The 14069-nt window shown below is 61.5% G+C and carries 13 protein-coding genes; 8 read left to right on the top strand and 5 right to left on the bottom strand.

The features are described from left to right. The first annotated feature begins 51 nt into the window (after positions 1-51). From amaB to J3P84_RS24650, 8 genes are all read left to right on the top strand, one after another. Positions 52-1542 carry an L-piperidine-6-carboxylate dehydrogenase gene (gene amaB / locus J3P84_RS24685; RefSeq protein WP_434626356.1) on the top strand — a complete coding sequence of 497 codons (1491 nt, stop codon included), beginning with the start codon at positions 52-54 and terminating at the stop codon, positions 1540-1542. A gap of 167 nt (positions 1543-1709) precedes the next feature. Continuing rightward, the gene (gene amaA / locus J3P84_RS24680; RefSeq protein ID WP_434626355.1) at positions 1710-2993 is read left to right on the top strand and encodes an L-pipecolate oxidase; all 1284 of its coding nucleotides are present in this window, start codon (positions 1710-1712) and stop codon (positions 2991-2993) included. 370 nt (positions 2994-3363) lie between these two features. Further along, on the top strand, positions 3364-4500 hold the full coding sequence (locus tag J3P84_RS24675; RefSeq protein ID WP_434626354.1) for a branched-chain amino acid ABC transporter substrate-binding protein: 1137 nt from the start codon (positions 3364-3366) through the stop codon (positions 4498-4500). A gap of 162 nt (positions 4501-4662) precedes the next feature. After that, complete coding sequence (locus J3P84_RS24670; protein ID WP_039592565.1) at positions 4663-5577, top strand: ABC transporter permease subunit; 915 nt, start codon at positions 4663-4665, stop codon at positions 5575-5577. 2 nt (positions 5578-5579) lie between these two features. Continuing rightward, positions 5580-6860 (top strand): high-affinity branched-chain amino acid ABC transporter permease LivM, encoded by a 1281-nt coding sequence (gene livM, locus J3P84_RS24665; protein WP_434569983.1) that lies wholly within the window; start codon positions 5580-5582, stop codon positions 6858-6860. Then, positions 6857-7729, top strand: a complete 873-nt coding sequence (locus J3P84_RS24660; protein WP_434569982.1) for an ABC transporter ATP-binding protein — start codon at positions 6857-6859, stop codon at positions 7727-7729. The genes livM and J3P84_RS24660 overlap by 4 nt, the downstream gene beginning before the upstream one ends. Next, positions 7726-8442: an ABC transporter ATP-binding protein gene (locus J3P84_RS24655; RefSeq protein ID WP_305497148.1), complete on the top strand. Its 717-nt coding sequence runs from the start codon at positions 7726-7728 to the stop codon at positions 8440-8442. The genes J3P84_RS24660 and J3P84_RS24655 overlap by 4 nt, the downstream gene beginning before the upstream one ends. An 849-nt stretch (positions 8443-9291) precedes the next feature. Next, positions 9292-10056 (top strand): SDR family oxidoreductase, encoded by a 765-nt coding sequence (locus tag J3P84_RS24650; protein ID WP_434626353.1) that lies wholly within the window; start codon positions 9292-9294, stop codon positions 10054-10056. A gap of 60 nt (positions 10057-10116) precedes the next feature. On the opposite strand, the gene J3P84_RS24645 is transcribed toward J3P84_RS24650, so the two are convergent. The 5 genes from J3P84_RS24645 to ureE all read right to left on the bottom strand — a co-directional run bounded on the left by J3P84_RS24645 (position 10117) and on the right by ureE (position 13877). Beyond that, positions 10117-11250 carry an AGE family epimerase/isomerase gene (locus tag J3P84_RS24645; RefSeq protein ID WP_434626352.1) on the bottom strand — a complete coding sequence of 378 codons (1134 nt, stop codon included), beginning with the start codon at positions 11248-11250 and terminating at the stop codon, positions 10117-10119. Between the two features lie 228 nt (positions 11251-11478). Then, positions 11479-12051, bottom strand: a complete 573-nt coding sequence (locus J3P84_RS24640) for a HupE/UreJ family protein (protein WP_434626351.1) — start codon at positions 12049-12051, stop codon at positions 11479-11481. 30 nt (positions 12052-12081) lie between these two features. Continuing rightward, on the bottom strand, positions 12082-12696 hold the full coding sequence (gene ureG / locus J3P84_RS24635; protein ID WP_305497140.1) for an urease accessory protein UreG: 615 nt from the start codon (positions 12694-12696) through the stop codon (positions 12082-12084). A gap of 9 nt (positions 12697-12705) precedes the next feature. Then, the gene (locus J3P84_RS24630; RefSeq protein WP_434626350.1) at positions 12706-13380 is read right to left on the bottom strand and encodes an urease accessory protein UreF; all 675 of its coding nucleotides are present in this window, start codon (positions 13378-13380) and stop codon (positions 12706-12708) included. Continuing rightward, the gene (gene ureE, locus J3P84_RS24625) at positions 13377-13877 is read right to left on the bottom strand and encodes an urease accessory protein UreE (RefSeq protein WP_434626349.1); all 501 of its coding nucleotides are present in this window, start codon (positions 13875-13877) and stop codon (positions 13377-13379) included. The genes J3P84_RS24630 and ureE overlap by 4 nt, the downstream gene beginning before the upstream one ends. Positions 13878-14069 lie beyond the last annotated feature (192 nt).

Raw genomic sequence — 14069 nt, 5'->3', positions numbered from 1 at the left:
GCCGTGATTGCCCGGCTGCCACATCTTTGTCTTTCGCATGAGGAATTACCCATGGTTGCTGCATTGCTTGATCGTCTGGGCGTCAACCCGGCCCTGTACCAGAACGGCAAACAGCCCGTGCATTCGCCCATCGACGGCAGCCGCATCGGCGCGGTGAACTGGGAAGGCGCCGCCGAAGTCGAGCAACAGGTCAGCCGTGCCGAACATGCCTTCGATTTGTGGCGCAAGGTGCCGGCGCCCCGTCGCGGCGAGCTGGTGCGTCAGTTTGGCGACCTGCTGCGTGAATACAAGGCCGACCTCGGCGAACTGGTGTCGTGGGAAGCCGGCAAGATCACTCAGGAAGGCCTGGGTGAAGTGCAGGAGATGATCGACATCTGTGATTTCGCCGTCGGTCTATCCCGCCAGTTGTATGGCCTGACCATCGCCTCCGAGCGACCGGGCCATCACATGCGGGAAACCTGGCACCCGCTGGGGGTGGTCGGGGTGATCAGCGCCTTCAACTTCCCGGTGGCGGTGTGGGCCTGGAACACCACGCTGGCCCTGGTGTGCGGCAATTCGGTGATCTGGAAACCGTCGGAGAAAACCCCGCTGACCGCCCTGGCCTGCCAGGCATTGTTCGAGCGCGTACTGGAGAATTTCAGTGATGCGCCGCCGTACCTGAGCCAAGTGATCATCGGTGGTCGCGATGCCGGCGAAGCCCTGGTGGATGACCCGCGCGTGGCGTTGATCAGCGCCACCGGCAGCACCCGGATGGGGCGCGAAGTCGCACCAAAAGTCGCGGCGCGTTTTGCCCGCAGTATCCTCGAACTGGGTGGCAACAACGCCATGATCCTGGCCCCGAGCGCCGACCTGGACATGGCAGTGCGGGCGATCCTGTTCAGCGCCGTCGGCACCGCCGGCCAGCGCTGCACCACCCTGCGCCGTTTGATCGCCCATGAATCGGTGAAGGAGGAGATCGTCACCCGCCTCAAGGCCGCCTACTCGAAAGTGCGCATCGGTCATCCGCTGGAAGGCAACCTGGTAGGGCCGCTGATCGACAAGCAGAGCTTCGACAACATGCAGGATGCGCTGGAGCAGGCCCTCAGCGAAGGCGGCCGGGTGTTTGGTGGCAAGCGCCAGCTCGAAGAGCAGTTCCCGAACGCCTACTACGTTTCGCCGGCCATCGTCGAAATGCCGGAGCAAAGTGACGTGGTGCGTCACGAAACGTTCGCGCCGATCCTCTACGTGGTCGGTTACCAGGATTTTGCTGAAGCACTGGATTTGAACAATTCCGTGCCCCAAGGCCTGTCGTCGTGCATCTTCACCACTGATGTGCGTGAGGCCGAGCAGTTCATGTCGGCGGTGGGCAGCGATTGCGGCATCGCCAACGTCAACATCGGCCCGAGCGGCGCGGAGATCGGCGGTGCCTTTGGTGGCGAAAAGGAAACCGGCGGCGGTCGCGAGTCCGGCTCCGATGCATGGCGCGGCTATATGCGTCGTCAGACCAATACTGTGAATTATTCGCTGGAACTGCCTTTGGCCCAGGGGATTACTTTCGACTGAGAACCGGTCAGCGAAAGCTCTCTGTGGAAATAGTCCCCTGTGGGAGCGAGCCTGCTTGCGAAAGCGCCGGATCAGCCAATATGAAGGTTGGCAGATGAACCGCTTCGCGAGCAGGCTCGCTCCCACATTGAATTCTGTGTTTGTTAGGTTTCTGTTGGAGTCTGGCAATGCCGTTACGCGAAGAATGTCTGTGGGAAAAGCTGACGCCACAACGGCCCGAAAACACCGTGCTCACAGGCGAGGTGACGGTGGATGTCTGCGTCATCGGCGCCGGTTTCACCGGTCTGTCAGCGGCGGTGCACTTGCTCGAGCAGGGCAAACGCGTGGCAGTGCTGGAAGCCCATCGGGCCGGACATGGCGGCTCGGGGCGTAACGTCGGGCTGGTGAACGCCGGCCTGTGGATCCCGCCGGATGATATCGAGGCCGGTTTTGGCGAGGCGGTGGGCAGCCAGCTCAACCGCATGCTCGGGGCCGCGCCGGCCTTGGTGTTCAGCCTCGTCGACAAATACAACATCGATTGCCAGCTGCGCCGCGAAGGCACCCTGCATATGGCCCACAACGCCCGGGGCGAGGCGGACCTGCGCAGCCGCGAAGAACAATGGAAACGCCGTGGCGCGCCGGTGGAACTGCTGACCGGCCAAGCCTGTGCCGAGGCTACCGGCACCGACAGGATCGCCGCGGCATTGCTCGATCGCCGCGCCGGCACGCTCAACCCGATGGCCTACACCAGCGGGCTGGCCAAGGCGGCCAAGGACCTTGGCGGCCAGTTGTTCGATCATTCGCCGGTCACGCGCCTGGAACGCCAAGGCCAGCGCTGGTCAGTGCAGACTGCCCAGGGCTCGGTGCTGGCCGAGCAAGTCGTGATCGCGTCCAACGCCTATACCGAAGGCGACTGGACCGAACTGCGGCGCAATTTCTTTCCCGGATATTACTATCAGGTCGCTTCGGTCCCACTGACCGACGCGGCCGCCCACCGAATTCTGCCGGGTGGGCAAGGTTCCTGGGATACTCGCCAGGTATTGAGCAGCATCCGCCGGGACAAGGACGGTCGCTTGCTGCTCGGCAGCCTGGGCAATGGCAACCGTAAGCCAACCTGGTTTCTCAAGGCCTGGGCGGACCGCGTCCAGCAGCATTATTTCCCTTACCTCAAGCCTGTGGAGTGGGAGTGCACCTGGACCGGTTGCATTGCGTTCACGCCCGATCATCTGATGCGCCTGTTCGAGCCGGCGCCAGGCCTGGTGGCAGTCACCGGCTACAACGGTCGAGGCGTGACCACCGGCACCGTGGTCGGCAAGGCATTCGCCGACTATCTGTGCCACGGCGATGCCAAGGCATTGCCGATCCCTTTCGCGCCCATGCAACCCTTGGCCGGCGTGGGCCTGCGCAGTTGCCTGTATGAGGCGGGCTTTTCCCTGTATCACGCGGGCCAGTGCCTGCGGATCGTCATCTGATTGTTGAAAAGTGTTACGAGCAGCGGCGTTTTTCAACACAGCGGCTAGCCTGTTATGGTGCGGGCTGTAGCAGCCGCGCACTGGTAGTGTGCAGTTAGGTGACGCAGGTTGTTACACAGTGGTTGCACGCCGTTTCGTATGGCGGTTGCAATGATGGCTCATGGAGGGTTTCACCTACTTGTAAAAACGGTTGCACCTCGTCCGGTTTAGACGGTTGCACGCCCTGTGAAAAAGGGCCCGAAACAGTCGAAATAACAATAAAGCAGCGACTTTTTTAAGAATAAAAAACCGATGGCACGGCCCTTGCTCTTAGCTTTTCAGTGAAGTGAAGTCGCAGTGCCAACTAAAAAAAACCTTGGAGCACCACCTCATGTCCCAGACGTTTTACAAGAAAGGCTTTCTGGCCCTCGCAGTGGCAGCTGCGCTGGGTGTTTCTGCGTTTGCCCAGGCTGATGTGAAATTTGGTGTGGCGGGGCCGATGACCGGCGCCAACGCCGCGTTTGGCGAGCAGTACATGAAAGGTGCGCAGGCCGCGGCCGATGTCATCAACAAGGCAGGTGGCGTCAATGGCGAAAAAATCGTCCTGGTCGCCGGTGACGACGCCTGCGAACCGAAGCAGGCCGTGGCCGTGGCCAACCGACTGGTTGACCAGGACAAAGTGATCGGCGTGGTCGGGCACTTCTGCTCGTCCAACACCATCCCGGCCTCCGAGGTCTATGACGAAGCAGGCATCATTGCCATCACCCCAGGCTCGACCAACCCGGCCGTTACCGAACGTGGCCTGAGCGCGATGTTCCGCATGTGTGGTCGTGACGACCAGCAAGGCATCGTGGCTGGCGACTACATCGTCGACGTGCTCAAGGGCAAGAAAGTCGTCGTCCTGCACGACAAGGACACCTACGGCCAAGGCCTGGCGGATGCTACCAAGGCACAACTGGCCAAGCGTGGCGTGACCCCTGTGTTGTACGAAGGCCTGACCCGTGGCGAAAAAGACTTCAGCGCCGTGGTGACCAAGATCCGTTCGGCCGGTGCCGACGTGGTCTACTTCGGCGGCCTGCACCCGGAAGCCGGCCCGCTGGTTCGCCAGCTGCGTGAGCAAGGCCTCAAGGACGTCAAGTTCATGTCCGACGATGGCATCGTCACCGATGAACTGGTCACTACCGCTGGTGGCGCGCAATACGTCGATGGCGTGTACATGACCTTCGGCGCCGACCCGCGCCTGCTGCCGGACAGCAAGGCCGTGGTGGACGCTTTCCGTGCCCAGGGCGTCGAGCCTGAGGGCTACACTCTGTACGCCTATGCCTCGGTCCAGGCGCTGGCCGCCGGTTTCAATGGTGCCAAGTCCAACAAGGGCGAAGACGCCGCCAAGTGGCTGAAAGCCAACCCGGTGAAAACCGTCATGGGCGAAAAAGCCTGGGACACCAAAGGCGACCTGAAAGTCTCCGACTACGTGGTCTACCAGTGGGACAAGGATGGCAAATACCACCAGTTGGAAAAACAGAAGTAAGGGCTGAAGCGACCGTCCAGGCCCTTCTGGAAGCCGGCCAAGCTCCGGTTTCCAGAAGGTGCGTGCTGGTCGCGCCTGACATTGCTCCGACGTAAATCTGTATTTTCCTTAGAAGAACCGCACACCTTGGGTGTGCAGGTTCTCACTGCGTGAGATTGCGTTATGGATGGTATTTTCCTGCAGCAACTGATCAATGGCCTGACCCTCGGGTCGGTCTATGGTCTGATCGCCATCGGCTACACAATGGTCTATGGCATCATCGGCATGATCAACTTCGCCCACGGCGAGGTTTACATGATTTCCGCTTACCTCGCGGCAATCAGTCTGGCTCTGCTGGCTTACTTCGGTATCGAATCCTTTCCGCTGATGATCCTTGGCACTCTGGTGTTCACGATCGTGGTCACCGGGGTATACGGCTGGGTCATCGAACGCGTCGCCTACAAACCCCTGCGCAACTCCACCCGACTGGCACCGCTGATCAGCGCCATCGGCATCTCGCTGATCCTGCAGAACTACGCGCAGATCAGCCAGGGCGCCCGCCAACAGGGTGTGCCGACACTGCTCGAAGGCGCCATGCGCGTCGACATCGGGACCGGCTTCGTGCAGCTCACCTACACCAAGATATTCATCCTGATTGCCGCATTCGCCGGCATGGCGCTGCTGACCTACATCATCAAATACACCAAGCTCGGCCGCATGTGCCGTGCCACCCAGCAAGACCGCAAGATGGCCTCCATCCTTGGCATCAACACCGACCGGGTGATTTCCTATGTGTTCATCATCGGTGCGGCCATGGCGGCCCTGGCCGGTGTGCTGATTACCATGAACTACGGCACCTTCGACTTCTATGCCGGCTTCATCATCGGCATCAAGGCGTTCACCGCGGCGGTACTCGGCGGCATCGGCTCCCTGCCTGGGGCAATGCTCGGCGGGATCATCCTCGGGATCTCCGAGTCGCTGTTCGCCGGTCTGATCAACTCCGACTACAAAGACGTGTTCAGTTTCTCGCTGCTGGTGCTGATTCTGATTTTCCGTCCCCAAGGCCTGTTGGGTCGCCCACTCGTGGCGAAGGTATAAGTATGTCTGCTGCCAATAAACCGCTTGATATCAAAAAGAGCGTCATCGACGCGATCCTGGCCGGCCTGATCTCGCTGATCGTATTCGGGCCGATCGTCGGCGTAGTGCTCGACGGCTACAGCTTCAACCTGCAACCGGCCCGCGTCGGCTGGCTGGTGGCGATCGTGATGGTCGGGCGCTTTGCCCTGAGCCTGTTCCTGCAAACCCCGAAGGGGCTGAAGATCCTCCAGGGGTTCGAGAGCACTGGCTCCGGCGTGCATGTGCTGCCACCCGACTACAAATCGCGGCTGCGCTGGATCATCCCGGCCCTGATCGTGATTGCCATCGTGTTCCCGTTCTTCGCCAACAAGTACGTGCTTACCGTAGTCATCCTCGGGCTGATCTACGTGCTGCTGGGCCTGGGCCTGAATATTGTGGTCGGCCTGGCCGGGTTGCTCGATCTGGGTTACGTGGCGTTCTATGCCATCGGCGCCTACGGTCTGGCGCTGGGTTACCAGTACCTGGGGCTGGGTTTCTGGACTGTGCTGCCGCTGGCGGCCATCGCAGCGGCGATGGCCGGGTGTATTTTAGGATTCCCCGTGTTGCGAATGCACGGTGACTACCTGGCCATCGTGACCCTGGGCTTCGGCGAGATCATCCGGCTGGTGCTGAACAACTGGTTGTCGTTCACTGGCGGGCCGAATGGCATGCCGGTTCCTGCACCAACCTTCCTGGGCCTGGAGTTCGGCAGGCGAGCGAAGGACGGCGGGGTGCCGTTCCATGAGTTTTTCGGCATCGACTACAACCCCAACATCAAATTCCTGTTCATCTACATCGTGTTGTTCATCACCGTATTGCTGGTGCTCTACGTCAAGCATCGCCTGACCCGCATGCCGGTCGGCCGCGCCTGGGAGGCCCTGCGCGAGGACGAAATCGCCTGTCGCTCCATGGGCTTGAACCATGTGCTGGTCAAGCTTTCTGCGTTCACCATCGGTGCTTCCACCGCTGGCCTGGCGGGAGTGTTTTTTGCCAGTTACCAGGGTTTCGTCAATCCGTCCTCTTTCACCTTCTTCGAGTCGGCGTTGATCCTGGCGATCGTCGTGCTGGGTGGCATGGGCTCGACGGTTGGCGTGGTGATCGCGGCATTCGTGCTCACCGTGGCGCCGGAGCTGCTGCGCAGTTTCTCCGAGTACCGCGTGCTGCTGTTCGGCGTGTTGATGGTATTGATGATGATCTGGCGCCCACGCGGCCTGATCCGCATCAGCCGTACCGGTGTGACGCCGCGCAAGGGGGTAGCGCCATGAGCGAAGTCGTACTCAAAGTCGAAAACCTGATGATGCAGTTCGGTGGCATCAAGGCCCTCAGCGACGTCAGCCTGCAAGTCAAGCGCAACTCGATCTTCGCCCTGATCGGCCCCAACGGCGCGGGCAAGACCACGGTGTTCAACTGCCTGACCGGTTTCTACAAGGCTTCGGGCGGCAAGATCGAACTCAACGTGCGTGGCGAGCAGACCAACGTGATCAAGTTGTTGGGCGAAGCGTTCCGCCCGACGGACTTTGTCTCGCCAAAGTCTTTCGCCAGCCGGCTGTACTACAAGATGTTCGGCGGCACCCACCTGGTAAACCGCGCCGGCCTGGCGCGAACGTTCCAGAACATTCGCCTGTTCAAGGAAATGTCGGTGCTGGAGAACCTGCTGGTGGCCCAGCACATGTGGGTCAATCGCAGCCTGGTGGCGGGCATCCTCAACACCAAGGGTTATCGTCAGGCGGAAAGCGATGCCCTGGACCACGCCTTCTACTGGCTGGAAGTTGTGGACCTGGTGGACTGCGCCAACCGCCTGGCCGGTGAGCTTTCCTACGGCCAGCAGCGCCGCCTGGAAATCGCTCGGGCGATGTGCACGCGTCCGCAGATCATCTGTCTCGATGAACCGGCCGCCGGCCTCAACCCTCAGGAAACCGAAGCGCTGAGCGCGATGATCCGGCTGCTGCGCGACGAGCACGATCTGACCGTGGTGCTGATCGAACACGACATGGGCATGGTGATGAGTATTTCCGATCACATCGTAGTGCTGGATCACGGCAACGTGATTGCCGAGGGCGGTCCCGAGGCGATTCGCAACGATCCGAAGGTGATCGCGGCTTACCTGGGCGCCGATGAAGAGGAATTGGTATGAGTGGGCCTATCCTCGAACTCAAGGAGCTGGACGTGTTCTACGGGCCGATCCAGGCCCTGAAGAAAGTCTCGATGCACATCGGCGAAGGCGAAACCGTGAGCCTGATCGGCTCCAACGGTGCCGGCAAGTCCACGCTGCTGATGTCGATCTTCGGCCAGCCCCGCGCTGCGGGTGGGCAGATCATCTACCAGGGCGTGGACATCACCCACAAGTCGTCGCACTACATCGCCTCCAACGGCATCGCTCAATCGCCGGAAGGGCGCCGGGTGTTCCCCGACATGACCGTTGAGGAAAACCTGCTGATGGGCACCATTCCTATCGGTGACAAATACGCCAGCGAAGACATGCAGCGCATGTTCGAGCTGTTTCCGCGGCTCAAGGAGCGCCGCAACCAGCGAGCCATGACCATGTCCGGCGGCGAGCAGCAAATGCTCGCCATCGCCCGGGCCTTGATGAGCCGGCCGAAGTTGTTGCTGCTCGACGAGCCGAGCCTGGGGCTGGCGCCGATCGTGGTGAAGCAGATCTTCGCCACCCTGCGGGAACTGGCGTCCACCGGCATGACTATCTTTCTGGTGGAGCAGAACGCCAACCATGCGCTCAAGCTGTCGGACCGGGCCTATGTGATGGTCAACGGAGAAATCCGCCTGACCGGCAGCGGCAAGGAACTGCTCGCCAACGAAGAGGTGCGCAACGCGTATCTTGGCGGGCATTGAGGCGGCAGCTGCAATGAAAAAAACCGGCGAGCGATCGCCGGTTTTTTTATCTCTTCACATCGCCACCCTTATCCCTGTGGGAGCGAGCCCGCTCGCGAATGCGGCGGATCAGTTGTCGCCCACGTATTTGACACGCCGCCTTCGCGAGCAGGCTCGCTCCCACAGGGGGATATATAGAGTTTTCAGAATTGTGGACAACAATCTCGAAGCCCTGCGAAACCGCGACATAAAGTCGCCGCAAACAGTTGTTTTGTCACGGTTTTGACTTGTCCCCGTTTGCTGTGGAACTGGCTGTGGGTAACGTGGGTGTACTTGGCTGGAACCCTTTGATTGCGTGGCTTTCAGCGTGGTGAGTGTTTTTTGATCAGGCGGTTTTGGTCATTCGGATGTGGCAGTTGTCAACAGTTTTTTGAGCGTCATTGGCGTTCGGAAAACGGTGAGCAAGCCTGTGGATAAGTCTGTGACTAAACTCTGGAAAGACCGCGCGGAGCAGCGTCGTTGCTGGCTTGGCGCCATCGTCTATCTGGCCTCGGCTTATAGCAGATAACTTCTGCTGCACAACCTCACTTGGTGGGTCAAGCGAAAAAAATTTCCAAATGTCCCGCAAAGCCTTATACACAGCGGCTTCCAGTGTTTGTACTTGCCCCCGATTATTGTGGACGTGCCTGTGGATAAGATGCGCGCAACCCTCTGCAGCCCTTGTTTGGCAAGGCCTGGGTTCGATTGGTTGTTTTATGAGCAGCCGTGCAGGCAAAAACGCGTCCTCAAGCCTTGCCCGCGGCGTGTCAGGGCGGGCATGCTGTGGACCGATTTCCATTAATGGTTTGAAGCCCAAGCAAGGAGAACACGATGTCCGACACCCTGTTTATCACCGGCGCTACGTCCGGTTTTGGTGAAGCCTGTGCCCGTCGTTTTGCCGAGGCCGGTTGGAAACTGGTGCTGACCGGTCGTCGTGAAGAGCGCCTCAGCGCCCTCTGTGCCGAGTTATCGAAGCAGACCGAGGTCCATGGCCTGGTTCTGGACGTGCGTGATCGCAAGGCCATGGAAGAGGCCGTCGCCAGCCTGCCGCCTTCGTTCGCCAAATTGCGCGGGCTGATCAATAACGCCGGCCTGGCCCTGGGCGTCGACCCCGCGCCCAAGTGCGACCTCGATGACTGGGACACCATGGTCGACACCAATGTGAAGGGCCTGATCTACAGCACCCGCCTGCTGTTGCCGCGGCTGATTGCCCATGGTCGCGGCGCCGGGATCGTCAACCTGGGCTCCATCGCCGGCAACTATCCGTATCCGGGCAGCCACGTGTATGGCGCGAGCAAGGCGTTCGTCAAACAGTTCTCGCTGAACCTGCGCTGTGACCTGCAGGGCACCGGCGTGCGGGTGAGCAATATCGAGCCGGGGCTGTGCGAGAGCGAATTTTCCCTGGTGCGCTTCGGTGGTGATCAGGAGCGCTACAACGCGACTTACGCCGGCGCCGAGCCGATCCAGCCGCAGGACATCGCCGACACCATCTTCTGGGTGCTCAACACCCCGGCGCACATCAACATCAACAGCCTGGAGCTGATGCCGGTGAGCCAGACCTGGGCCGGCTTCGCCATCGAGCGCAACAAGGCCTGACGGGGTCTTCGAGATGAGCTTTTTGTGGTGTGGGAGTTGCTCCCTCACCACAAAGGTGTGTCAGGACAGATATTCGGCCAGCCCGCGATAGCAGGTCAGCAGGTGATAGGGCGTAGTGGACGGCATGTCCCGGCGGCTGACATTGCCGTTGGCATCAAGGCATTCGTTCCAGCCCAGGGGATGCAGGAAATGTTGCTGCAGCGCCTGTAGCTGGCGCAGCAACGTCCCTTCGCTGCCAGGGCGCAACGTGAGTGCCCGCAGGTATTCCGCCTGGGCCCAGATGCGTGGGGTTGCATCGCGCGGAGCCGTCTGCGGCTCAAGGGCCAGCATGGCGCAAACGCCAGCGGTATCCGGATCGACGCCTTGTTGTTCGGTATCGCCGAAGCTGCGTTCCAGGGCCAGGTGCAGTTTGCCGTCACGCAACAAGGGCGATGAGGCCAGCAGGAAATACCACTCGAACTGATGCCCCGGCTCGAACCAGTTATCCACAGCCTTGAGCGGTTTCTCCATCATGACTTGTCGTTGCGGATCAACGAAGCACTTGAACATCCCCTCGCACAGGCTCAGCAACGCTTGGCGAACAGCGGCATCGTCGCGAACCGCAAGGGCCGCGAGAAAAGCTTCTGCCAGATGCATCAGCGGGTTCTGCAGCGGGCCGGTCTCGGCTGTCGACCAGTCGCGGCCGAGGCTGGCTTCGTAGAGACCGTCGCCAGTGGCGAAGCGTCGCGCGATGATTTCCAGGGCCGCGTTGAGCACCGACTCCACCAGCGGTTCGCGAACCTTGCCCCAGTAATGGGCGCAGGCGAACAGGATGAAGGCGTGGGTGTACAGATCCTTGCCGGTATCCAGCGGTATCCCCTGCGGGTCGATGCTGTAGAACCAGCCGCCATGTTCGGCATCGTGGAAGTGCCGTTGCAGCGAGCGAAATAGCGCGGCGGCCCGTTCCTCGGCCTGCGGCACTTCGCCGATCAGGCTGGCGAACACATACAACTGCCGCGCACAGGCCATGGCGCGATAGCGCTGGGGCGGCAGCGGCTTGTGCTGGGTATCCAGGGACTCGTAGGGCAACGCCAGTTCGGCATTCCAGCCCGGACCTTGCCACATCGGCACGATTACATCGTGAAACTGCTGATGCACCGTGGCGAACAGCGTGGTCAATTCGGGTAGAAGGGCGGAGCGGGAGGCTTCAGGCATTGGCGGACGTCGTCACGGCGGGGGGCGTTTGCGCGACATGGTAGCAGAGTGACCGACTCTAGATAGATGGCGCCTGTAAGTCCGTCATCGCGAGCAAGCTCGCTCTCACAAGGGCCGGTGCACACCGATCAAACTGTGGGGGCAGGCTCCAACACAGGAGGCGGGGTACACCGATCAAACTGTGGGAGCGAGCTTGCTCGCGATGAGGCCCGTGCGGGCGACAGAGATTCAGCTAGCCAACAACCAGACCCCAGCCGCCGCCGAAGCAGCCCCGGCCAACCTGATCACCGGCGCCGCCGCGCGTGGCAACACACGAACCAGCGCAAAGCCCGCGCCGTGCAGCGCCGCCGTTGCGGCGACGAACCCCACCGCATAGGCCCACGGACTCGACATGTCCGGCAGCTCCAAGCCATGGGCGACGCCATGGAATAGCGCAAATAGCGCGGTCGCACCGACTGCCAGGCTTAGCGGCGGACGCACCGCCAGCGCCACCGCCAGGCCCAGGGCCAGCACCGAGGCGGCGATGCCGCTTTCCAGCGCAGGCAGGTCCAGGCCTTCGAAGCCCAGCAAACCACCGAGCAGCATCGTCCCAACGAAAGTGCATGGCAGTGCCCAGCGCGCGGCGCCTTGTTGTTGGGCCGCCCACAAGCCGACCGCCAACATCGCGAGCAGATGGTCGAGCCCGCCGATGGGGTGGCCCAGGCCGGCGATCAGGCCGTTATCGCCGTGACCGGGGTGGGCAAAGGCCAGAGCTGGGGTCAGCAGCAAGGCGAGGGTTCCGAGGATACGTTTGAATGTCATGGATAAGCTTCCTTGTTCGAATGGGGAAAGTCACGCCGCGCTCAGCAGGCCCTGGCGCTCGATGAAGGCGATGATGTCGTCCAGGCCCTGGCCGGTCTTCTGGTTGCTGAACACGAAGGGCTTGCCGTTGCGCATCCGCTGGGTATCGCTGTTCATCAGTTCCAGGGAGGCACCCACCAGTGGCGCCAGGTCAATCTTGTTGATCACCAGCAGGTCGGATTTGCAGATGCCCGGCCCGCCCTTGCGCGGCAGCTTGTCGCCAGCCGATACGTCGATCACGTAGATGGTCAGGTCCGACAGCTCGGGGCTGAAGGTCGCGGACAGGTTGTCGCCACCGGACTCGACCAGGATCAGGTCGAGGCCCGGGAACCGCCGGTTCAACTGGTCCACCGCTTCAAGGTTGATCGAGGCGTCTTCGCGAATCGCCGTGTGCGGGCACCCACCGGTTTCCACGCCGATGATCCGCTCCGGCGCCAGGGCTTCGTTGCGCACCAGGAAATCAGCGTCTTCACGGGTGTAGATATCGTTGGTGACCACGGCCAGGTTGTAGCGCTCGCGCAAGGCCAGGCAGAGAGCCAGGGTCAGTGCGGTCTTGCCGGAGCCTACCGGGCCGCCAATACCGACGCGCAAAGGTTGTGTATTCATGTGTCTCTCCTAGGAACGGAACAGGCGGCTGTACTGGCGCTCATGGGCCATGCACGCCAGGGACAGGCCAAACGCGGCGCTGCCGTAATGGTCGGGGTCGAGGTTCGAGGCGATCTGCTGGGCCTGTTGCAGCAATGGCAGCAGCTCGCTGGTCAACCTCTGCGCGGCTTGCTGGCCCAAGGGCAGGGTTTTCATCAGCACCGCCAGTTGGTTTTCCAGCCAGCTCCACAACCAGGCGGCGAGGGCATCCTCTGGCTTGATATCCCAGGCACGGGCCGCCAGGGCCCAGCCCAGCGCCAGGTGCGGTTCGCTACGCTGTTCAAGGAAGCTGCGGGCGGCGCTGTCGAGCTCCGGCAGGCCCGCCAGCAATTGTTGCAGCGAGTAGCCCATCTGCCGGCTCTCCTGGTACAGCTCGCGGGTTTCCCGGCTGGCACGGTGTTGTTCACAAAGCTCCAGCAGCGCGTGCCAATCGTCGGCAGCGGCCGCCCTGCAATGAGCCAGCAGCAAGGGCGCTTCGAAACGCGCCAGGTTCAGTAGCATCTGATCGCTGATCCAGCGGCGTGCGTCGTCGGGCGTTTTGACCAAGCCTTTGTCCACAGCCATTTCCAGGCCCTGGGAGTAGCTGTAGCCGCCAATCGGCAGTTGCGGACTGGCCAGGCGCAGCAGTGCCCAGGCCGGGTTCATGAACGCACGCCGAACTGGTGCAGGCGCGGTGCGTAATTGAAATCTTCGTCGCCGTGCCGGGAATGATGATGGCCGCCGCCGTAGGCGCCGTGTTCCGGCTGGAACGGCGCTTCAATGGATTCGGCGCTGGCGCCCAGTTGCTCAAGCATCGCCTTGAGCACGTAATCATCCAGCAGGCGCAACCAGCCATCGCCCACCTGCAGGGCAACGTGGCGATTGCCCAAGTGGTAGGCAGCACGGGTCAGTTCGAACGCATTGGCGCAGGTAACGTGGAGCAATTGTTCAGGGCGGGCGCAGACACGCACGATGCGCCCATCTTCGGCCTGAAGGCATTCACCGTCGTACAGCGGCGGCTGGCCTCGCTCCAAGAACAATCCCACGTCTTCACCCTCGGCACTGAAACAGCGCAGACGGCTTTTGCTGCGGGCGTCAAAGATCAGGTGTAGCTCGGCGTCCCAGCGCGGTTGAGTGTCGATTCTGCGGTGGATAACCAGCATCGGAGTGCTTCCAGCAATGAACGGTGCTGTGTTTAGAGCAAGGGCCTTGCCAATCGAAGGGGATGTAGGAAATGGCGGGGGATGGCGTTCCTGGATGGGGCGGGCTTCGTGCCGTTATGGTGCGCTTCGGGAAAGCTTGCACCACTTTGAATCGCACGCGAGACATTGTGGGAGCGAGCCTGCTCGCGAAGC

It is taken from the genome of Pseudomonas sp. Z1-29 (assembly GCF_051131995.1).
Classification (GTDB): Bacteria; Pseudomonadota; Gammaproteobacteria; order Pseudomonadales; family Pseudomonadaceae; genus Aquipseudomonas.
Note: the sequence above shows the minus strand (reverse complement) of the source record. Positions and strands in the feature narration are given on the sequence as shown.

Excerpts from the sequence above, each read along its gene's own strand:
- amaB (WP_434626356.1), top strand. The coding sequence starts at position 52 with ATGGTTGCTGCATTGCTTGATCGTCTGGGCGTCAACCCGGCCCTGTAC.
- amaA (WP_434626355.1), top strand. The coding sequence starts at position 1,710 with ATGCCGTTACGCGAAGAATGTCTGTGGGAAAAGCTGACGCCACAACGG.
- J3P84_RS24675 (WP_434626354.1), top strand. The coding sequence starts at position 3,364 with ATGTCCCAGACGTTTTACAAGAAAGGCTTTCTGGCCCTCGCAGTGGCA.
- J3P84_RS24670 (WP_039592565.1), top strand. The coding sequence starts at position 4,663 with ATGGATGGTATTTTCCTGCAGCAACTGATCAATGGCCTGACCCTCGGG.
- livM (WP_434569983.1), top strand. The coding sequence starts at position 5,580 with ATGTCTGCTGCCAATAAACCGCTTGATATCAAAAAGAGCGTCATCGAC.
- J3P84_RS24660 (WP_434569982.1), top strand. The coding sequence starts at position 6,857 with ATGAGCGAAGTCGTACTCAAAGTCGAAAACCTGATGATGCAGTTCGGT.
- J3P84_RS24655 (WP_305497148.1), top strand. The coding sequence starts at position 7,726 with ATGAGTGGGCCTATCCTCGAACTCAAGGAGCTGGACGTGTTCTACGGG.
- J3P84_RS24650 (WP_434626353.1), top strand. The coding sequence starts at position 9,292 with ATGTCCGACACCCTGTTTATCACCGGCGCTACGTCCGGTTTTGGTGAA.
- J3P84_RS24645 (WP_434626352.1), bottom strand. The coding sequence starts at position 11,250 with ATGCCTGAAGCCTCCCGCTCCGCCCTTCTACCCGAATTGACCACGCTG.
- J3P84_RS24640 (WP_434626351.1), bottom strand. The coding sequence starts at position 12,051 with ATGACATTCAAACGTATCCTCGGAACCCTCGCCTTGCTGCTGACCCCA.
- ureG (WP_305497140.1), bottom strand. The coding sequence starts at position 12,696 with ATGAATACACAACCTTTGCGCGTCGGTATTGGCGGCCCGGTAGGCTCC.
- J3P84_RS24630 (WP_434626350.1), bottom strand. The coding sequence starts at position 13,380 with ATGAACCCGGCCTGGGCACTGCTGCGCCTGGCCAGTCCGCAACTGCCG.
- ureE (WP_434626349.1), bottom strand. The coding sequence starts at position 13,877 with ATGCTGGTTATCCACCGCAGAATCGACACTCAACCGCGCTGGGACGCC.